Genomic DNA, 18,471 nt, shown 5'->3' with positions numbered 1-18,471 from the left:
GCTCCGGCAGTGTCTCGCCTCGGACACTTTTGCGCGACATGCGTCAGAAACGTCGTGGACCTTCCGGCTTGTTTCCGGCGATCGTATCGACCCGCTCCATCACCTCAGGCGTCATCTTGTGCCGGTGCGAGAGGGCCGCGAGATTGTCCTGCAGCTGGCTGGCGCGCGAGGCGCCGAGAATGACGGTGGAGACGTTCTGATTGGCGAGGCACCACAGAAGGGCGAGATGGGTGATCGACAGGCCGATCTCGTCGGCGAGCTTGGCGATCTGACTGACCTTTTGGAGCTGGGCGCGGCCGGCGTCGCTCGACCACTTCTCCTTCAGCCATTCATAGCCGGGCAAGTTCATGCGGCTGTCGGCCGGCACGCCGTTATTGTATTTGCCGGTCAGGACGCCCGAGGCGAGCGGCGACCAGATGGTAGTGCCTAGACCGATGAGGTCATAGAGCGGGAGATAATCGGATTCGACCTTCTGGCGCTCGAAGATGTTGTATTGCGGCTGCTCCATCGTCGGCGGCGTGATGCGCAGGTCCCGGGCCACGGCATAGGCTTCGGTCAGCTGCTGCGCCGACCATTCCGATGTTCCCCAATAGAGCACCTTGCCCTGGGCGACCAGATCGTGCATCGCCCGGACCGTTTCCTCGATCGGCGTATCGATATCAGGGCGATGGCAGAAGTAGAGGTCGAGATAGTCGACCTGAAGACGTTTCAACGCCGCGTGGCAGGCGTCGGTCACGTGCTTGCGCGACAGGCCGCGCTGCGTCGGCTTCTGGCCTCCCCAGAACACCTTGCTGGAGACGACGAAGCTGTCGCGGCTCCAACCGAGCGACTTCAGCGCCTCGCCCATAACGAGCTCGGACTTGCCGCTTTCATAGCCTTCGGCATTGTCGAAGAAGTTCACCCCATTATCATAGGCAAGCCTCATGAGGTCGACGGCGTCGCCGCCGTTCACCTGCTTGCCGAAAGTGACCCATGAGCCGAAGGAGAACTCGCTCACCTGCAGGCCCGACTTTCCCAAACGACGATATTCCATCATGCAGCTCCCGCAAATTATGAACATGTGCCGGCCGGTCACCGGCCTCGACATCACACCATCGATCAACGACCGATCGGCTTAATCTATGGCGTGAACGACGATATGCGAGCCTCGGCGCAACAAGCTGTTTAAACCAGCCCCGAGAAAGACGCTGAATGCGGTTTTGCTGCCCCCCGATATCGGCTCTCATTTCCTCGACCGGTTGTGCCCCGGTAAACTTCTTGCCGTTGACGAAGAACGTCGGTGTCGCTCGACCATGAACTCCTCGCGCGCCTGATACGCGAGTTTATTCAAGCCGGCGATGATACGGCCAAGCAAACGCAGTAGAATGTCTGAAGCGCCTTGGTGGTGCGAAGGCCGTAATTTCCACCATCGGAGACCTCCAGATGGTTTCGGCACTCATGCCAGGTGTCGCGGCTCAAGGCCGGCTTGTTGTTCTTGGAATCGGAAAGGACCCTTTGGCGGTGTCGTCAGGACCGCTAATGCTTTTCAAAAAGACGCAGTCCGGTGGCGTCAAGTTTCGGTGGTGCTGACCATGGAGAAAAACGATGCGTCTGAATGATGATTTTACCAAGCCGACGGTCGTGCACGCCGCGAAACTGGATTGGGTTGCCAGTCCGGCTCGCGGGGTCGATAGACGGATGCTTTATCGCGTCGGCGAGGAAGTGGCTCGGGCGACATCGATCGTCCGCTATGCCGCAGGCAGCGTATTTCCCTCTCATACCCACACGGGCGGTGAGGAAATATTGGTGCTCGATGGGATATTCGAGGACGAGCACGGCCGTTTCCCGGCCGGATCTTACTTCCGCAATCCGCCGGGTACGTCGCATGCGCCCGCATCCGCTGACGGGTGCACCATCTTCGTCAAGCTCTGGCAGTTTCGCGAGGGCGACGAGGCGCAAATCGTGCGTAGACCGGGTGAAGGAGAGCCAGGGCTTCAAAACGATGCCGTTACCGCAACGATCCTGTTCGATGACAGTCATGAGCAGGTCTATCTTCAAAGGTGGGGTAGCAGCGCCACGATCAGACTTTCGAATCATCGTGGATTGGAGCTCCTGGTTCTCGAAGGCGAGCTGTCCGTTGGAACGGAGCGACTTCGACCCCAGAGCTGGATGCGGCTGCCTCAAGGGGAAAACCTGATGGCGAGCGCCGGTCCTGAGGGCGCATATGCCTGGATCAAAGACGCACCGTTGCAGCACGCCGATGTTGTGAAACTGCCATCCTAGCGGATTTCGGGGCGCAACGGTGGATGGCCACACGCGGAACGAATGAGCAACATCATGATGAATCAGAGAACCTTATCGTCCACTGACCAGCCATGCCATCCACCTGTTATCCACAGCTTATCCACAGGCGCGGTGGCGGCGACCGCAGTAACTTCAATGACATTTGCCCGGCGGCAAACAATAGCCCGCAAATACTATGTGACCATCAAATGACACTGCGCTTTTGTTTGCCGGCGCAGATACAAACCGTGGCAGGCCTGGGATAGATTTAGTTTTGTTCCCGACCGTGGCGGCGGATACTGGGAGGAGGAGGCGGTGGGCGGACACGAGGAGCCCACCGCCTGCTTTCAGGCGGTGCGGGAGCTTCTGTAAACAGAAACGGCCGAGCGGCATGCCTACAAGATGGGTGGACAGCGCCGGCTTCGCGATTGGCACGTCGGCGGCCACCCGCTAGGCTCAGGACCTATAAATCGATCCCTGCTCCAACGGCAGCTTCGACCGTGAGCCGACACTGCCGAAAAACCGGGCTATGACCGAGTTGCGAGACGGAGCGCTCGCCTATCGGGTTAGGGCGAATGTGCGCTCTCAAGCGCATCGCGAAAGGCGACCTCCTCGGGTTTGGCAGCCGTGCGATCACAATCCTGAGCGTTGCCGCACCATTTCCAGCTTTTCTGCCTCCGACAGGCTCCGCTGCAGCGCGTAGGCTTGGTCGGCATCCTGACCGGCGAGATACATGACCTGACCGGTTCCATCGGTCGCTGAAGAGAAGATGACCTCGGCAATAGACTCCGGTGACGAGTAGTCGGTACGAACTCCGGTCATGGCGGACACAACCTTCGAAAGAGTATCGCCATAGGCATTCTCGACCCCATCGAACGTTTGGACCATCGACCGGCCGGCGAAATCGGTGGCGACACCGCCCGGCGCGATATACTTGGCCTTTATACCAAGCGGCGCAAGTTCGTAAGACAGTGCCTCGGTGAAGCCGACCACAGCAAATTTGGTCGCATTGTAGAGCGAGAACAGGGGAAGCGCGATCAAGCCGCCAAGCGAGGCCACATTGATGATCGTGCCGCTACCCTGGCTACGCATTGCCGGCAGGACTGCGCGGGTGACAGCGAAAATGCCATCGACATTGGTCGCGAACTGGCGGCTAATCTGCTCGTCGCTTGCCGTCTCGAAAGGGCCGAACAGACCGTAGCCGGCATTGTTGACCAGCGCGTCGATCCGTCCGAATTGATCCAGTGTTTCGGCAACCGCCGCCCGGACCGAAGAGGCATCGGTCACGTCCAGCGGCAGAACCTCGACATTTGGAAGCCCGGCCAGATCCGCGCCTTGCGACAGATTGCGCATGGTGGCGGCAACGCGCCAGCCTTGCGCGGCGAACAGTTCTGTCGTGGCGCGGCCGATCCCGCTGGACGCGCCGGTAATCAGAACGACGGGGGAAGTATGGTCAGTCATAGGAGACTCCTTTGGCGATTATATTTTCGGTTAAAGTCAAAAAAAAAGGACGTTCAGGACCGGATGCCGTCCCAGCACAGGCGGAAGGCGGTCTCGCGGTTTTCCTTTGTATCCGCAATTTCGCCGCTGCGCATGAGTCGCGCCGTTTCCCGGATCGAACCGAAGAACAGCGCGACAATGAACGGGACCGGCGCGGCTTTCAGAAGCTCCTGCTGCTGCCCCTCCAGCACGATCTGCACCAGCCCGTCGCCGTGTCGCCCGACAAAGGCGCGGCTCTCATCGCTCATGAAGGCCGAGCCGGCAAATTGCTCCATGAAGCTTGCCTGGTCGTGCCTACGCAGCCGGTGGTCTAGCATCTTATTCCAAACGTTTCGGACCTGTGCCTTCAACGGCATGCCGGCATCCAGGTCGCTGCTGTAGAACTCCAGCGCCGTGCGTTTGGCCCGGCGGTAGACCTCGTTGAACAGCGCCTCCTTGTCCGCGAAGTAGACATAGAGCGTGCTGGTACCAATTCCGGCCGCCTTGGCGATCTTGGCCAGGGTCAGGCCAAGCAGCCCTTCTTCGGCGGCCAAATGACAGGTCGCCGCGATTACTGCATCCAGTTTCTTTTCGTCTTTCGGTTTCATGTCACCGCATATAAGCGAATAAATTTTCGGTTACAAGATCTTTCTGCGACTGACACTGGAAATTCTCTGGGATCGACAGCGACCCTACTGAAGACCGGCTGATACCATGGGGTGTCCTTGGTCTGCACAAAGCGGGGAAGTCAGCGACCATCAGGAAATCAGGCGCGTGACGCCGCCTGTCCGGCGCCCGCCCCCATCGGTCATGGCAGCTTTCATGGCATTTGCAGTAATTCACACTTGGCGCAGCATTGGTCGAGATGGGCTCAAGGCGGTCATCTGAGCATTTCTGTCGGATGATTGCCTTGCCGCGCTGAGCGGCCTTTGTGATGGTCGATTCCATTCCTTGCGGCATCGTGATTCAAGGCGACAGGAGGATTGTCCATGTCGCATTTGTTCTGGCTCGACCAAGAGCGCCTCAACCGCATCAAGCACTTGTTCCCAAAGCCACGTGGGGTTGCTCGTTCTGACGACCGAAAGGTTCTCAGCGGCATTATCCATGTCATTCGAAATGGCCTGCGCTGGCGCGATGCTCCGGCCGAGTACGGGCCGCACAAGACGCTTTACAACCGATGGGCCAGATGGGCCCGAATGGGCATCTTCGCGAATATCCTGGCCGAATTGGCTTCTGAGGGCGCTGCGACAGGCACCTTGATGATTGACGCCACCCATCTGAAGACCCATCGCACAGCGTCCAGCATGGGGCTCAAAAAGGGGGGCGTGGCCGCTTGATCGGTCGCACCAAAGGAGGAATGAACTCCAAGCTACACGCCGTCACCGATGCATTGGGTCGTCCGATAAGACTGTTTCTGAGCGCAGGTAACGTCAGCGATTACATCGGGGCGCGGGCACTCCTTGCATCATTGCCGGATGCAAAGTGGATGCTGGCGGATCGAGGGTATGATGCCGACTGGTTCCGCGACGGGCTGAAAGAAAGAAATATTGAACCCCGCATTCCATTTCAACGAAACCGTAAAGACATTATCCCGCATGACGCCACGACTTATCGTGCCCGCCACAAGATTGAGAACATGTTTGGGCGGCTGAAAGACTGGCGCAGGGTCGCTACTCGCTACGATAGATGTCCTGTCGTGTTCCTATCTGCCATCGCTCTCGTGGCAACGGTGTTGTTTTGGTTGTGAGTCCAGAGCCTAAACACTCAGCCTCGGCGACCACACGGGAAGCTTTATTTCAACCTGCACACCTTCGTTCCTCGCGGGTCGCGGAGACACAATCGTCACATCGGCTCCAATGCGATCGGCGATGGCCTTGACGATAGCGAGCCCGACACCGCTTCCCCCGATCTCAACGTTCCCGCGCTCAAAGCGCCGCATCAGCCTGTCTATAGCGTCTGGGGGCAGTATCGGGCCGTCATTGGCAACACTCAGCAGGCCGCCAAGCTGAAGCGAAACCTCAACCTTTCCATCTAGCGCGCCGTGTTTCAGCGCGTTCTCAATCAGGTTGCGGCAGAGAATACCGACCGCATCCGGGTCAAGCATGGAAAGCACCGGTGCCTGCGGCACTCTCAGTGAAATGCGCCCCTCTCCGGCCCGGGCAAAATCCTGAAGGACCATCTGCAGGACGGTTCGGAGATCGGACGGTTCGTCACTTTGTAGACGTCCGCCTTCAGCGCGAGCAAGCTGCATCAGCTTCTCAGATACGCGCATCAGCCGCTTCAGCGTCGTTTCGATCTCCGCCGCCCGCTGGCTCGTCAGCTTTTCCTTGGTTTCGGAGCGAATGCGTTGCGCCTGCGCGATTGCGCCGGCCACCGGCGTACGAAGCTCGTGTGCGGCATTGGCTGCAAAGGCGCGCTCGGCGTGGAACGCTGCCGTCAGGCGGTCGAGAAGCTGGTTGACACCTGCCGAAATCGGAAGAAGCTCGGTCGGCAGGCCGCTGTCGGTGACGGGCGACAAATCCTGCGCGCCGCGATTGGCCAGTTCCTGCCTCAGCGCGCGCACCGGCCGCAAGGAGCGGCGCACCGCAAGGTATATCGCGAGCAGGCTGAGAGGGATCACCACGATCAACGGCAGCACAAGGCCCAACAGCATCTTGCGTGACAATTCGGTGCGATGGTCAAGCGGTTCGGCGACGGCGATCGTCAGCTTGCCGTCGAAGCTTGTATCGTAATAGAGCTGGTGCGTTGCGGTTCGAAGGAAGCCGCGCTTGGTGAACGGCGGGAAGATCGAGGCATCCGCCCCCTTGGAACCGAGCAGAACCTGTCCGGTTTGCTCACGCACGATGAAGCTGACGTCTTCGCCGTAGCGAGCCTCTCGGCCGATGCGTCCATCACCGTCGTCGTCCTCACCGTTGTCGTCGTAGTCGGTCGCATCGCGGCCTTGATGGTCCTCGCGCAGGTCGTGCCGGGCAATCGGCAAAATGCGCTGCGCTGTGGCCTTCAGCCCATCATCGAACACCTCTTCCATCTGCCCGCCAAGGCGGTGCGCGGTGACCGCCGCAGCCGCAAGCCATAACAGCGTCACTGAAAGCCCAAGGGCGAGCGCCAAGCGCGTCTGGAGCGAAGCGCCGATCCTCATGGCCGTCCCAGGCGATAGCCGAGCCCGCGCTCGGTCTCGATCACATGAGTACCGAGCTTCTTGCGCAACCGGCTGACGTGAACCTCGATGGCGTTGCTGTCGATTTCCCTATCGAAGGAATAGAGCCGCTCTTCGAGCTGCGCCTTCGAAAGAAGCTGACCGGGACGTTGCAGGAAGGCCTCAAACAGGACCCATTCTCGCGCCGTTAAAACAACGGCCTTACCATTCAGCGTGATGCTTCTGGCGGCGAGATCGATGGCGAGTGGGCCAAGCGTGATGTTGGGATTGGGATTGCCGGCATAACGGCGCGCCACCGACCCGATCCGCGCCGAAAGCTCCGCAAGATCAAAGGGCTTCACCATGTAGTCGTCAGCGCCGGCATTCAATCCGGCAATACGGTCGGAGACCTGGTCGAGCGCTGTCAAGATCATGACCGGAGTCACGTCGCCGCGCCCGCGCAACGCCTTCAGGAAGGGAATGCCGAGCCCATCGGGCAGCATCAGATCGAGCAGCACCAGATCATAAGCGGCCGCAACGATCGCATCGCCCGCCTGGTCGAGGCGGTTGACCCAATCGACAGAATGGCCGTCGGCGGCGATCTGGTCGCGAATGGCCGCGCCCAGCGCCGTATCGTCCTCGATCAGCAGAACCCGCATCGTAGTCCTCTCACCGTAGCTCTCCCTCATCTTCTAGTCCCCCTGGCAGCTTACGGGAAGCTGAAGCAATGTCTCGCGGTTTGTCAGGTGCCGGTCAGCTTGGAACGCAATTGATCGGACCGAAATGAGAGGAAACAAGGATGAAAACCGGCACCTTGCCCATCTTGGCGCTTGCCGTCGTCGCTGTGACATCCGCTCAGGCAAGAGATGATTGCGACGTTCCGATCAGCAATTGGAAGACGCACGCGGCGGTTCGCGCCATGGCGGGGCAACGGGGTTGGACGTTGAAGCGCATCAAGATCGATGACGGTTGTTACGAAATCCAGGGCACCGACAGCGACGGCCGTCGCTTCGAGGCGAAAATCGATCCGGTGACGCTTGAAGTCATCCAACTCGATGAACGCCGCGAAGATCGCTGAGCATCGCTCCCGATCCTCATGAAGATAACCAACTGGAGGTCACCTTGACGAACCGCAAATTTGTTCTGGCCGCTTGCGCCGGCATCGGCTTTCTCGCACCCCTCGGCAGTCTGGCCATGCCGTTCCCCGCACAGAAGAGTGCCGCCGCCGGGGCCGTACCAACCGGCTATCAAGAGAGCGAGGACGATGATCACGAGGAAGAGCATCGCCTCCATGACGACGACACCGACCGTTACGCCGTCGATGACTGCAAAAACGAGGATGATGAAGCCTGCGGCGGCGCGGTGCAGCAGCAGAACGCCACGCCGCCCAGCAACGGCCTATTCACGCCTGGTTCCAAGCCGCGGGTCCAGACGAACTGAACCGTCAAGTCAGCCAAGGAGAGTATCGATGAGAATGAAATCCCTTATTGCCATGCTTGCAGTCACCACGGCCCTTACCGTTCCCGCCGTTGCCATGGCGCGCGAGGTGACCTTCACCACCAACATGCGCAACTACGGCGGCGATGGCGCCTACCTTGCCTTTTACGTCACCGATGCGCAGGGCAAATATGTCGGCAGTCTCTGGATGGCAGGCGGCAAGACCAGGTATTACGAGCATCTCACCGGCTGGTACCGCGCCACTGGTGGCGATACCTCCGAGATCAACGGCATCACGGGTGCCAGCGTTGGTGCCGGCCGTTCACTCAAGGTCACGGTCGATCTTGCCGATACATTGTTCGATGCCGGCTATCAGCTTCACATCGACTCCGCCGTGGAAGACATGCGCGACAGCCCAAACGAGATCGTGGTGCCGCTGACATCGGTCGGCTTGGGGCAGAAGGTGAAGGGCACGCGCTACATCGCCGCCTTCACCTATGCGCGTTGAGCGGGACGGACGCTCGCCATGACGCGCTCGCTTCACCGCTGGATTGGGCTGATCGCCTCGGTGCTTCTCACCGTCGTCGCGCTCAGCGGCGTCGCACTGTCGATCTTCCCCGCTGCAGAGGCGCTCACCACGCCTGCCGCGCAGCACATCAGCGTTGCCGAACTCGCCGCGCGGGTCCAGGCGGCAGAACCTACGGTGGAACAGATCAGACGCGCGCCGTCCGGGCGGATCACCGCCTATTACTACGAAGGCGACCAACCCGCCTCCGCTGTCATCGACCCTGCCACCGGCACGCCGGCCAGCAGTGCCGACATCTCGGATTTGGAGCGCTGGTTGACCAATCTCCATCGTTCGCTTTTCCTCGACGATACTGGACGCTTCCTAACTGCGGGCGGTGCAGCGGTTATGCTTGCCCTCGCAATTTCCGGTCTGTTCTTGATGGCACGGCGCGCCGGCGGCTGGCGTTTCGTCCTGAAATCCGTTCGCGGCAGCGGCGACGGACGCCTACACGCCGTCGTCTCGCGCCTAGCTCTGCCGGGTCTCTTCCTCTCCTCGCTCACTGCGCTCTGGATGACGGCTTCAGTTTTCGGCCTGCTGCCGGCAGGCGCGGGTGCACCGACCTTCCCGGCCGATGTCAGCGGCAAGACCGGGGTGGCGCTCACGTCTGTCACTCTGCTTCAAGAGACGCCGGTCAATGATCTGCTCTCGCTGAATTTCCCTGCTACGGGCGACGCAACGGACGTTTTCACACTCAAGATAGCAGCAGGAGAAGCTTACATAGACCAAGGCAACGGCGCGCTGCTGGCCTGGTCGGACACCGGCTGGGTCGACAGGGTCACGCGCTTCATCATCATGCTGCACACTGGGCACGGCTTGGCTTGGCTCGGGCTCGTTCTCGGGTTCTCTGCGCTTGCGGTTCCTGTTCTCGGCTGGACAGGCCTCATTGTCTGGCTCAAAGGGAGCCGCGCCCGACGAGCAACCTCGACAGACGGTGGCGAGGCCGACACGATCCTGCTCGTCGGCAGTGAGAGCGGCACGACCTGGGGCTTTGCCAATACGCTGCAGGCTGCTCTTTCCGCACAGGGTCTTTGCGTCCATATAGGCCCGATGTCCAGTTTCGAGCCGGCTCACTGGCCGAAGGCGCGGCGTGTCATTCTGCTCGCCGCCACCTATGGCGATGGCGCAGCACCCGCCTCCGCCATGGGCTTCATCGAACGTCTCGAGCGTACGCCTGCAAAGCCCGGCCTCCCGCTCGCCGTGCTCGGCTTTGGCGACCGCAGCTTCCCGGCCTTCTGCGGTTTCGCCGCTGAGATCGCGACGATCGCCAAGGACAAGGGCTGGGCCGCCCTCATCCCCTTCGACACGGTAGACCGCCAATCGCCACAGGATTTTGCCCGCTGGGGACGGCTCTTGGCTGAGACACTTGGCCTCGATTTCGAGCTGAAGCACCAACCCACCGCTCCAAAGACCTGGCGATTGCCGCTTATATCCCGCCGCGATTATGGCGCAAGCATACAGGCGACCACCGCCATCCTGCGTTTTTCCCTGCCGAAGATTTCGCTCTGGCAGCGCCTGACTGGCAAGGCTTTCCCGCGGTTCGAGGCGGGAGACCTGATCGGCATCGTGCCACAGGGCTCGGATCTGCCGCGCTTCTACTCCCTTGCTTCCGGTACCAAGGATGGCTTTCTCGAAATCTGCGTCCGCAAGCAAGTGGGAGGGCTTTGCTCGACCCAGCTCACCGCCTTGAAACCGGGGGATATCGTTGCGGCCTTCGTGCGCCCCAACCCCTCCTTCCGCCCAGCCCGAGGAGGCAAACCGGTCATTCTCATCGGCGCCGGCGCCGGTATCGGTCCGCTTGCCGGCTTCGCCCGTCGAAACCGGGCACGTCGCCCGATGCACCTCTATTTCGGAACTCGCCATCCCGCCAGCGACGCGCTTTACGCCGAGGAACTTTCTTACTGGAAAAAGGACGGCCGGCTGACCTCGGTATCGACCGCCTTTTCGCAAACTGCAAGCCCGGCCTATGTGCAGGATATTCTGCGTAAGGACGCCGAGCGCATCGGCAAGCTCATTGCCGCAGGCGGTCAGGTTCTCATCTGCGGGAGTCGGGACATGGCGGCGGCCGTTGCCGCCGTGCTTGCCGACATTCTCGCGGCACAGGGCTTCAATCTCGCGCTCCTGAAAGCCACTGGCCGCTACGCCGAGGACGTCTACTGACATGACGCGCTACGCGATGAACGGTCCGACCATGGGCACGCGCTGGTCCGCCCTCTTTCACATGTCATCGGATTTCGATGTCGCCCCCGCCCGCAAGGCAATGGCCGACGCCGTAACCGAAGTCGACAAACAAATGTCCACCTGGAGGCCGGACAGCGACCTGAACCGCTTGAACGCCGCACGACCCGGCGGATGGGTCGCCCTACCCGACCGGCTGCTTGCCGTGCTGGGAGCGGGTCTTGCCATCGGCCGCACCTCGGGCGGCGCTTTCGATATCGGCATGGGTGATGCCACCACTGCCTGGGGTTTCGGCCCGGTGGAGGCAAACACGGACATGATCAGGACCGCCCGTCTTGCGAAACGCAGCCCGGCCCATGACGTCCTGGAGCTGGACAAGGCCGCCGGGCGCGCCCGCAAGCACTCCGAGATGTGCTTCGATCTCAACGGCATCGCCAAGGGTTATGGCGCCGATCAATTGGCTGAGGCTGCGCGCCAGTACGGTATCGACGCCGGCCTCTTCGCCATCGATGGCGAACTGCGAGCGCTTGGCACTCGGCCCGATGGTCGCGGCTGGGCCGTCGCAGTCGAAACGCCAAATCTGGATGTGCGTGCCGTGCATTCCATGCTCGAGCTGGATGATGCCGCTGTTGCGACTTCCGGCGACTATCGACACTGGATCGATGTCGGCGGCCATCGCCTCTCGCACACCATGGAGCCGCGCCTCGGCATGCCGCTCAGGGATCCGCCCGCCTCGGCGACGGTGATCGCCTGCGATTGCATGAGCGCCGACGCCTGGGCGACGGCGATGATGGTTCTCGGCCAAGCACGTGGTCTTGCGCTCGCGGAAAGGCTTGGTCTGTCCGTTCTCTTCCTCAAGCATGATCAAACTGAGGGGTTCGGATGCGGCCTGTTCGCGCGCTGACGACCTCATTGAAGCCAACTCGATAGCTCATCTGTCTTGAGGCGTGCAAATGAGCCGATCGCACTCGCAAAATCACCTTGCGTCGGCCGGCTCGATCCTAAGTGTCGCTTCGCGCGCGTTCGCTCCTCGGACACATGGCGGCTGGCATCGTGGACACGGTGTGGCGCATGCAGATTTGTTGGTCCTTCATCGACGACTCGGCAGGCAGTTTGATCCAACGCAACGCTTGGACCCAGCATTCATCGTATTGGTACAAGCAACTCCATATTCATGGAGGATAATGTCTCAAAGAGGAGATGCAGAATGTCTATGTTCAGACTGCCGACTATCACTCTGCTGGCCTTGCTCGGTGCCGTCGGTGCCATGGGCAGCGCCTCCGCCCAGACGAAAAGTCCAGACCCGGCCCAGTCGGAGGCTAAACCCGAGGCCGACGGATGGGAAATGATGCCAGGCATGATGGGTCGCAACATGATGCAATCTGGCATGTACCCAGGAATGCGCATGATGGGGCCAATGCGCGGTCATATGATGAAGATCATGTTCGTCATCGCAGACAGTGATGGAGACGGCGCAATTTCTTTCGAAGAGGTAACAGCAATCCACAAACGTATCTTCAACGCGGTCGACGCAAACAAGGATGGCAAGGTCACACCTGAAGAAATGCAGGCGTTCATGCAGGACAAATGATTGGAGGCTGGGCATTTGCCGGCCGCTGCATGGGAGCCACCGCCCAAAGGAGACTTCTCATGACCTATACGCTCGATAGAACCCTGGGGGCGACCAGTTTCCAAGACGCGGTCGGCAGGACCAAATCCGCTCTCATCAAGCACGGTTTCGGTGTTCTGACGGAGATCGATGTCAGGGCAACGATGAAAAAGAAGATCGACGCCGACATCGACGACTACCTCATCCTCGGAGCCTGCAATCCGCGCATGGCGTTCGAGGCGATGAAACTGGAACCGAAGGTGGGTGCCATGCTGCCGTGCAACGTCATTCTGCGCGCAGTCGGCGGTGGCAATGTCATGGTGAGCGCCATTGATCCTGTCGCCTCCATGCAGGCGATCGACAACGAAATGCTGACCAGTCTGGCAGGCAGGGTCCGCTCGATGCTTGCGGATGTCGTGACGGACGTTTGATACCCGACCTTACGGAGAGTTGGCTACCGAATCCGTTTCGATTTTTGTTCAGACAGTTCCCGCTGATAGCCGAACGGCGGCCGACTGCATACGACCATCGCGAACCGGCAGCCGCAGTACAGAAACAGGCCACCCCTCGCATCTGACACGCCTGGTCAGATGGCCGTGCCAACCAGCGCACCGATTGCGGCCGTCAGCGCCATCGCGAAGGCGCCCCAGAAGGTGACGCGAGCGGTGGCCTTCAAGACATTTGCGCCGCCCGCTTTCGCACCGATTGCGCCCAGCAACGCAAGGAAAGCCAAAGACGCGCCTGCAACGCTATAGACCAGCACCGAGGCGGGTGAAAGGACGACCATCAGCAGGGGGAGTGCGGCTCCCACCGCGAAGGTGACGGCCGACGTCAAGGCTGCCTCAATGGGCCGGGCGCCCATGTGTTCGACGATACCGAGTTCGTCGCGCAAATGCGCGTCGAGAACATTATTGGCGGTCAATTGAACAGCCACCTGCCTAGCCAGATCGTGGGTAAGGCCGCGTTTGACGTAGATTTGCGTCAGCTCGTTGAGCTCAGCTTCTGGCTGCGTCTCCAACTCCGTCCGCTCCCGCGCGAGATCGGCTTCCTCGGTATCCGCCTGCGAGCTTACCGATACATATTCGCCGGCCGCCATCGACATTGCGCCCGCGACCAGACCAGCGGCGCCCGCCACCAGGATCTGCGAGGCTCCGGCGGATGCGGTGGCGACGCCCATGATCAAGCTCGCCGTCGAGACGATCCCGTCGTTTGCACCGAGGACGGCGGCCCGGAGCCAGCCGATGCGGGAGACGAGGTGATTTTCGGAATGCAGTCTGCTCATCAGGGTCTCCGGGATGCGCGATTGGACGTGGAGCGCGACATCGAGCAAAGTGGCACTCGCGATCACACCCGACCTTCATATCGATCCTTGGTCATAAAAGATTTGACAACCATCAATTTACCGGCCGAAGGGCCGTCGGCGAAGCCAAGCTAAAACAGTATCCTGCAAGTTTAACTCTTCGGACAAGGAAGCCCGGACACTCGCGGCTCGAAAGCTATCTTGATTCGAATCAATGCGACGGACGCCCGACACGCCTAGCTTTTCCGCATCCCGTCAGGGGTGAAATTCCCAGTAAAACATGGTGTCGGTCGCGAACATAGGGCCGGCTGGAGAGCGATCATGCAGAAGCAGTCCTCCTCGCAAACGAGGCAGCATATCGAAAGGTACAAGGCGATCCTTGACCAACGTCGGCGCGAGTTGGAAATCCGCCTGCAAGCGATCGAGCATGATTTCGAAGAGCCTCGGAATCCCGATGATGATGATCGTGCCACAGAGCGAAATAACGATGAAGTCCTGGAAGAACTCGGCGAAGCTGGACAAAAAGAGCTCCTCGCCGTCCAAGCGGCGTTGGACCGGATTGAAGCCGGAACTTTTGGCACATGCGTGAAATGCCGCAAGCCGATCGGCGAGAAGAGGCTTGGCGCCGTCCCTCACACACCTTTCTGTCAGTCTTGCGCTTAGTCGTTTGAAGCCTGAGTTGCAAGGTCACCATCATGAGCGCTATCTGATACCGGGCCAGCTCAGCCGACGCGTGCACCGATGAGCCATTCATGAGCGTCATCGCTATCCGGAGGATGCGTGTTAGACATCCCTCCGGAGAACCGCGCAAGCCCGAACAGCTCAGGCAGTGCGGGAACTCCTGTAGACCGAGACGCCAAGTTCCCTGATCTTCTTGCGCAAGGTATTGCGGTTGAGGCCGAGGAGATCGGCAGCCTTGATCTGGTTGCCGCGCGTTGCCGTGAGTGCCGCGAGGATCAGCGGATATTCCATCTCGGTCAGCACACGGTCATAGAGGCCGGGCGGCGGCAGGTTTTCGCCGAAGCCGGCGAAGTAGGTGCGCATGTTCTCCTCGACGGCCTGCGCGATCGTCATCGAACCGTTGCGGATTGGCCCTTTGTCGATCGGGCTGTCGGGAACGTCGGAACGCAGTTCGGCATCGATGATCTCGCGAGTGATGACATCCTGCGGATAGAGCGCCATCAGGCGACGGATGAGATTTTCCAGCTCGCGCACATTGCCCGGCCAGGCATAGGCCTTCATCAATTCCAGCGCTTCCTGATCGAAGCGTTTGGAGCCGAGGCCTTCCTTTTCGGCCTGCTGGATGAAATGGCGCACGAGATCGGGAATGTCTTCGGCGCGATCGCGCAACGGCGGCAGGCGCAGCGGCACGACATTGAGGCGGTAGTAGAGATCCTCGCGGAAGAGCCCCTGATTGATCGCCTGCTTCAGATCCTTGTTGGTGGCGGCGACGATGCGCACATCGGTGCGGATCGGCGTGCGGCCGCCGACGGTGGTGTATTCGCCCTGCTGCAGCACGCGTAGCAGACGGGTCTGGGCATCCATCGGCATGTCGCCGATTTCATCGAGAAACAGCGTGCCGCCTTCGGCCTGCTCGAAGCGGCCGGTCGAGCGGGTCTGCGCGCCGGTGAAAGCGCCCTTCTCATGGCCGAAGAGCTCGGATTCGATCAGATCGCGCGGAATGGCCGCCATGTTGATCGCCACGAAGGGGCCGTTGCGGCGCTTGCCGTAATCATGCAGCGCGCGGGCGACAAGCTCCTTGCCGGTGCCGGATTCGCCGGTGATCATCAGCGTCAGATCCGTCTGCATCAGGCGGGCGAGCACGCGGTAGATTTCCTGCATCGCCGCCGACCGGCCGACGAGCGGCATGCCGTCCTGCATATCCTCCTCGAGCTTGGCAGGCTTGCGCTTCGGCTCGGCGAGCGCCCGGCCGATGATGCCGATCAGCTCGGTCAAGTCAAAAGGCTTCGGCAGATAGTCGTAGGCGCCCTTCTCGGAAGCCTTGATGGCGGTCATGAAGGTGTTCTGCGCGCTCATGACGAGGACCGGCAAATCGGGACGCGCCTTCTTGATGCGCGGCAGCAGGTCGAAGGCGTTTTCGTCGGGCATCACCACGTCGGTGACGACCAGATCACCCTCGCCCGCCGAAATCCAGCGCCAGAGGGTAGCGGCGTTGGAAGTGATGCGAACGTCGTAGCCGGCGCGGCTCAAAGCCTGGTTGAGCACGGTCCGGATGGCCGCATCATCATCTGCAACGAGGATCGTGGCTGTCATCGAGAAGGTCCTGTCGAGCTTACGGAAGAAGCATCCTCGAGCGAAACGTCCTTCGACGCCGGCATGAGAACGCGGAAAGTCGTGCGGCTGTTCTGGCTGTCGCATTCGATGATGCCGCCATGATCACCAATGATCTTGGCGACCAGCGCCAGGCCGAGGCCGCTGCCGTTCGTCTTGGTGGTGATGAAGGGGTCGAAGAGATGCGGCAGCAGATCGGCGGGAACGCCGGGGCCGTTGTCGTGAACGCAGAATTCCAAGGGCAGCGAGATCTTTTCACGGGTGCCGGCGACGGAAAGACGGATGCCCGGGCGATAGGCGGTCGTCAGCATGATCTCGCCGTCCGGCCGATCGCCGACCGCTTCGGCGGCGTTTTTCACCAGATTGAGGAAGACCTGGACGAGCTGGTCGCGATTGGCATAGACGGCCGGCAGCGACGGGTCGTAGCTCTCAGTGACGCGGATGTTGCGGGCAAAACCGGCCTTGGCGACGGCCTTCACATGATCGAGCACGGAATGGATATTGACCGGCATGCGATCGACCGGGCGTTCGTCGGAAAAGACTTCCATGCGATCGACCAGCGAGACGATGCGGTCGGTTTCGTCGCAAATCAGCCGGGTCAACGCCCGGTCGTCGTCGACCGCAGACTGTTCGAGCAGCTGGGCGGCGCCGCGGATGCCGGAGAGCGGATTCTTGATCTCATGCGCCAGCATCGAGGCAAGACCAGTCACCGAGCGGGCGGCGGCGCGATGTGTCAATTGCCGGTCGATCTTGTCAGCCATCGATCGCTCCTGAAAGACGATGACGACGGCGCCGGGCTCGCTGATCACGGGGGCGACGTAGAGGTCGACCAGCTTGTCTTGACCGAGCCGGGGCGAGCTCAGATCGACGCGGTATTCATTGACCGGCGCCTTGCGCTCGCGCACCTGGTCGATCAGGGCGAGCAGCGGGCTGCCGAAGGGGATGAAGGTCGAGATCCGGTAACGCGCCAGATGCGAGGCGCTGGCGCCGAAAAATGCCTCCGCTTCCCAATTGGCGAAGGCGACGAAGCCGGACTCGTCGACCATGACGACCGGGTTCTGGATGGCGTTCAGCACGGCCATGGCAACGGTTCCGCCGGTCTGATCGGGCGGAGATATCGTATCCTTCGTCATGCCGCCTCCCTGCTGTCGACGACAGCTGCATCAAGCGCATCGTAAAGGCGTGCGGCCACCTCGCCCGGATCCCGCGAGGTCATGATCGCAGCCTTCTCGCTACCGGGTAGTGCTGGGGCAAAACGCTCGAGATACCAGCCGAGATGCTTGCGGGCATGGCGGATCGCCACCGCCTCGCCGTAGAAATCGAGCATCATCCGGTAATGTTCGACGGCGATATCGGCAATGTCTTCCCGTCGCGGCTCCGCCGCACCGGCAAGCACGCCGGCATGCCACGGCCTGCCCTGGCAGCCCCTGCCGATCATGACGGCATCGGCGCCGGAACGGCGTAATATTTCCTGTGCATCTTCCGCGGTCTCGACATCGCCATTGGCGATCAGCGGGAGAGAGATGGCGTCGCGAACGGCACGGATCGCATCCCAATCGGCGCGGCCTTCGTAGAATTGCATGCGGGTGCGCCCATGGATGGTGACGAGCTGGATGCCAGCCGCCTCAGCGCGGCGGGCAATGTCGGGCGCATTGATCGAGTTTTCATCCCAGCCGAGACGCATCTTCAGCGTCACAGGAATATCGACGGACTTGACCGTCGCCTCGATGAGGCCGAGCGCGTGATCGGGATCGCGCATCAGCGCCGAGCCGGAATAACCGCCGATCACTTTTTTTGCCGGGCAACCCATATTGATGTCGATGATGTCGGCGCCATGATCGGCAGCGATCTTGGCTGCCTCCGCCATCCAGTGCGCCTCGCGGCCGGCGAGCTGAACCATGTGCGGCCGGAAGCCGGCGGTCTTGAGCCGCGACCAGGATTCTGCAGTATCATTGACCAGTTCGCGGCTCGCCACCATTTCGGTGACGACGAGCCCAGCGCCGAATCGCCATGCCAGTTCGCGGAAGGGCATGTCCGTGACGCCGGACATCGGCGCCAGCACAACGCGGTTCCGCACGGATACGGATCCGATTCGGAAAGGCGCTGCGAGGTCGTTGCAAATCAAATGATTATCTTTCAGGCACACCATGTAACTGCATTATTTTTAGCCATAGATCCATGGCTTTGCCAAGGGGGCTCGTATCGGAATCGAT

General features: G+C 60.9%; 19 protein-coding genes. 10 read left to right on the top strand and 9 right to left on the bottom strand.

The annotated features are described in order from the left end of the window. Positions 1-43: 43 nt before the first annotated feature. Positions 44-1,033: a potassium channel beta subunit family protein gene (locus tag J2J99_RS10265; protein WP_168294948.1), complete on the bottom strand. Its 990-nt coding sequence runs from the start codon at positions 1,031-1,033 to the stop codon at positions 44-46. Between the two features lie 551 nt (positions 1,034-1,584). Here J2J99_RS10265 and J2J99_RS10260 point away from each other — a divergent pair. Further along, on the top strand, positions 1,585-2,262 hold the full coding sequence (locus J2J99_RS10260; protein ID WP_168294752.1) for a cupin domain-containing protein: 678 nt from the start codon (positions 1,585-1,587) through the stop codon (positions 2,260-2,262). A gap of 633 nt (positions 2,263-2,895) precedes the next feature. On the opposite strand, the gene J2J99_RS10255 is transcribed toward J2J99_RS10260, so the two are convergent. Further along, positions 2,896-3,723 carry an SDR family oxidoreductase gene (locus J2J99_RS10255; protein ID WP_168294753.1) on the bottom strand — a complete coding sequence of 276 codons (828 nt, stop codon included), beginning with the start codon at positions 3,721-3,723 and terminating at the stop codon, positions 2,896-2,898. A gap of 53 nt (positions 3,724-3,776) precedes the next feature. Next, on the bottom strand, positions 3,777-4,295 hold the full coding sequence (locus tag J2J99_RS10250) for a TetR/AcrR family transcriptional regulator (RefSeq protein WP_168294754.1): 519 nt from the start codon (positions 4,293-4,295) through the stop codon (positions 3,777-3,779). Positions 4,296-4,730: 435 nt separating this feature from the next. On the opposite strand from J2J99_RS10250, the gene J2J99_RS10245 reads away from it, so the two are divergent. Then, positions 4,731-5,488 (top strand): IS5 family transposase gene (locus J2J99_RS10245; RefSeq protein WP_168294755.1). Its coding sequence is split into 2 segments (ribosomal slippage): positions 4,731-5,049 and positions 5,049-5,488, totalling 759 coding nucleotides; the frame shifts between segments, so codons are not numbered across the junction. Between the two features lie 9 nt (positions 5,489-5,497). On the opposite strand, the gene J2J99_RS10240 is transcribed toward J2J99_RS10245, so the two are convergent. Together J2J99_RS10240 and J2J99_RS10235 are read right to left on the bottom strand one after the other, a co-directional pair. After that, positions 5,498-6,880 carry a sensor histidine kinase gene (locus tag J2J99_RS10240; protein WP_168294756.1) on the bottom strand — a complete coding sequence of 461 codons (1,383 nt, stop codon included), beginning with the start codon at positions 6,878-6,880 and terminating at the stop codon, positions 5,498-5,500. Then, the gene (locus J2J99_RS10235) at positions 6,877-7,536 is read right to left on the bottom strand and encodes a response regulator transcription factor (RefSeq protein ID WP_168294757.1); all 660 of its coding nucleotides are present in this window, start codon (positions 7,534-7,536) and stop codon (positions 6,877-6,879) included. The genes J2J99_RS10240 and J2J99_RS10235 overlap by 4 nt, the downstream gene beginning before the upstream one ends. Positions 7,537-7,676: 140 nt before the next feature. On the opposite strand from J2J99_RS10235, the gene J2J99_RS10230 reads away from it, so the two are divergent. From J2J99_RS10230 to J2J99_RS10200, 7 genes are all read left to right on the top strand, one after another. After that, positions 7,677-7,955 (top strand): PepSY domain-containing protein, encoded by a 279-nt coding sequence (locus J2J99_RS10230; protein WP_168294758.1) that lies wholly within the window; start codon positions 7,677-7,679, stop codon positions 7,953-7,955. Between the two features lie 44 nt (positions 7,956-7,999). After that, positions 8,000-8,317 carry a hypothetical protein gene (locus J2J99_RS10225; RefSeq protein ID WP_168294759.1) on the top strand — a complete coding sequence of 106 codons (318 nt, stop codon included), beginning with the start codon at positions 8,000-8,002 and terminating at the stop codon, positions 8,315-8,317. Between the two features lie 34 nt (positions 8,318-8,351). Continuing rightward, on the top strand, positions 8,352-8,822 hold the full coding sequence (locus J2J99_RS10220) for a DUF2271 domain-containing protein (protein ID WP_168294949.1): 471 nt from the start codon (positions 8,352-8,354) through the stop codon (positions 8,820-8,822). An 18-nt stretch (positions 8,823-8,840) separates the two neighbouring features. Continuing rightward, positions 8,841-11,039 (top strand): PepSY domain-containing protein, encoded by a 2,199-nt coding sequence (locus tag J2J99_RS10215; RefSeq protein ID WP_168294760.1) that lies wholly within the window; start codon positions 8,841-8,843, stop codon positions 11,037-11,039. A gap of 1 nt (position 11,040) precedes the next feature. Beyond that, a complete protein-coding gene (locus J2J99_RS10210) occupies positions 11,041-11,961 on the top strand; it encodes an FAD:protein FMN transferase (RefSeq protein ID WP_168294761.1) in 921 nt (306 codons plus the stop codon). A 303-nt stretch (positions 11,962-12,264) separates the two neighbouring features. Next, a complete protein-coding gene (locus tag J2J99_RS10205; RefSeq protein ID WP_246638803.1) occupies positions 12,265-12,648 on the top strand; it encodes an EF-hand domain-containing protein in 384 nt (127 codons plus the stop codon). Continuing rightward, positions 12,645-13,097, top strand: a complete 453-nt coding sequence (locus J2J99_RS10200) for a DUF302 domain-containing protein (RefSeq protein WP_205918623.1) — start codon at positions 12,645-12,647, stop codon at positions 13,095-13,097. Before J2J99_RS10205 ends, J2J99_RS10200 begins: the two co-directional genes overlap by 4 nt. Before the next feature lie 155 nt (positions 13,098-13,252). On the opposite strand, the gene J2J99_RS10195 is transcribed toward J2J99_RS10200, so the two are convergent. After that, on the bottom strand, positions 13,253-13,948 hold the full coding sequence (locus J2J99_RS10195; RefSeq protein ID WP_168294764.1) for a VIT1/CCC1 transporter family protein: 696 nt from the start codon (positions 13,946-13,948) through the stop codon (positions 13,253-13,255). 339 nt (positions 13,949-14,287) lie between these two features. On the opposite strand from J2J99_RS10195, the gene J2J99_RS10190 reads away from it, so the two are divergent. Continuing rightward, positions 14,288-14,629 (top strand): TraR/DksA family transcriptional regulator, encoded by a 342-nt coding sequence (locus J2J99_RS10190; RefSeq protein ID WP_168294765.1) that lies wholly within the window; start codon positions 14,288-14,290, stop codon positions 14,627-14,629. 159 nt (positions 14,630-14,788) lie between these two features. On the opposite strand, the gene ntrC is transcribed toward J2J99_RS10190, so the two are convergent. From ntrC to dusB, 3 genes are read right to left on the bottom strand one after another with little or no spacing between them, the layout of a single operon-like run. Then, complete coding sequence (ntrC, locus tag J2J99_RS10185; RefSeq protein WP_012483696.1) at positions 14,789-16,240, bottom strand: nitrogen regulation protein NR(I); 1,452 nt, start codon at positions 16,238-16,240, stop codon at positions 14,789-14,791. Then, a complete protein-coding gene (locus tag J2J99_RS10180; RefSeq protein ID WP_096477877.1) occupies positions 16,237-17,391 on the bottom strand; it encodes a two-component system sensor histidine kinase NtrB in 1,155 nt (384 codons plus the stop codon). The genes ntrC and J2J99_RS10180 overlap by 4 nt, the downstream gene beginning before the upstream one ends. Continuing rightward, a complete protein-coding gene (dusB, locus tag J2J99_RS10175; protein ID WP_168294766.1) occupies positions 17,388-18,407 on the bottom strand; it encodes a tRNA dihydrouridine synthase DusB in 1,020 nt (339 codons plus the stop codon). Before dusB ends, J2J99_RS10180 begins: the two co-directional genes overlap by 4 nt. Positions 18,408-18,471: the final 64 nt, after the last annotated feature.

It is taken from the genome of Rhizobium binae (assembly GCF_017357225.1).
Lineage (GTDB): Bacteria > Pseudomonadota > Alphaproteobacteria > Rhizobiales > Rhizobiaceae > Rhizobium > Rhizobium binae.
Note: the sequence above shows the minus strand (reverse complement) of the source record. Positions and strands in the feature narration are given on the sequence as shown.

What these genes read in the sequence shown, in the direction of transcription:
- J2J99_RS10265 (WP_168294948.1), bottom strand. Translation starts at nt 1,033, where the DNA reads ATGGAATATCGTCGTTTGGGAAAGTCGGGCCTGCAGGTGAGCGAGTTC.
- J2J99_RS10215 (WP_168294760.1), top strand. Translation starts at nt 8,841, where the DNA reads ATGACGCGCTCGCTTCACCGCTGGATTGGGCTGATCGCCTCGGTGCTT.
- J2J99_RS10235 (WP_168294757.1), bottom strand. Translation starts at nt 7,536, where the DNA reads ATGCGGGTTCTGCTGATCGAGGACGATACGGCGCTGGGCGCGGCCATT.
- J2J99_RS10205 (WP_246638803.1), top strand. Translation starts at nt 12,265, where the DNA reads ATGTCTATGTTCAGACTGCCGACTATCACTCTGCTGGCCTTGCTCGGT.
- J2J99_RS10210 (WP_168294761.1), top strand. Translation starts at nt 11,041, where the DNA reads ATGACGCGCTACGCGATGAACGGTCCGACCATGGGCACGCGCTGGTCC.
- J2J99_RS10220 (WP_168294949.1), top strand. Translation starts at nt 8,352, where the DNA reads ATGAAATCCCTTATTGCCATGCTTGCAGTCACCACGGCCCTTACCGTT.
- dusB (WP_168294766.1), bottom strand. Translation starts at nt 18,407, where the DNA reads ATGGTGTGCCTGAAAGATAATCATTTGATTTGCAACGACCTCGCAGCG.
- J2J99_RS10240 (WP_168294756.1), bottom strand. Translation starts at nt 6,880, where the DNA reads ATGAGGATCGGCGCTTCGCTCCAGACGCGCTTGGCGCTCGCCCTTGGG.
- J2J99_RS10180 (WP_096477877.1), bottom strand. Translation starts at nt 17,391, where the DNA reads ATGACGAAGGATACGATATCTCCGCCCGATCAGACCGGCGGAACCGTT.
- J2J99_RS10195 (WP_168294764.1), bottom strand. Translation starts at nt 13,948, where the DNA reads ATGAGCAGACTGCATTCCGAAAATCACCTCGTCTCCCGCATCGGCTGG.
- J2J99_RS10190 (WP_168294765.1), top strand. Translation starts at nt 14,288, where the DNA reads ATGCAGAAGCAGTCCTCCTCGCAAACGAGGCAGCATATCGAAAGGTAC.
- J2J99_RS10260 (WP_168294752.1), top strand. Translation starts at nt 1,585, where the DNA reads ATGCGTCTGAATGATGATTTTACCAAGCCGACGGTCGTGCACGCCGCG.
- J2J99_RS10255 (WP_168294753.1), bottom strand. Translation starts at nt 3,723, where the DNA reads ATGACTGACCATACTTCCCCCGTCGTTCTGATTACCGGCGCGTCCAGC.
- ntrC (WP_012483696.1), bottom strand. Translation starts at nt 16,240, where the DNA reads ATGACAGCCACGATCCTCGTTGCAGATGATGATGCGGCCATCCGGACC.
- J2J99_RS10200 (WP_205918623.1), top strand. Translation starts at nt 12,645, where the DNA reads ATGATTGGAGGCTGGGCATTTGCCGGCCGCTGCATGGGAGCCACCGCC.
- J2J99_RS10230 (WP_168294758.1), top strand. Translation starts at nt 7,677, where the DNA reads ATGAAAACCGGCACCTTGCCCATCTTGGCGCTTGCCGTCGTCGCTGTG.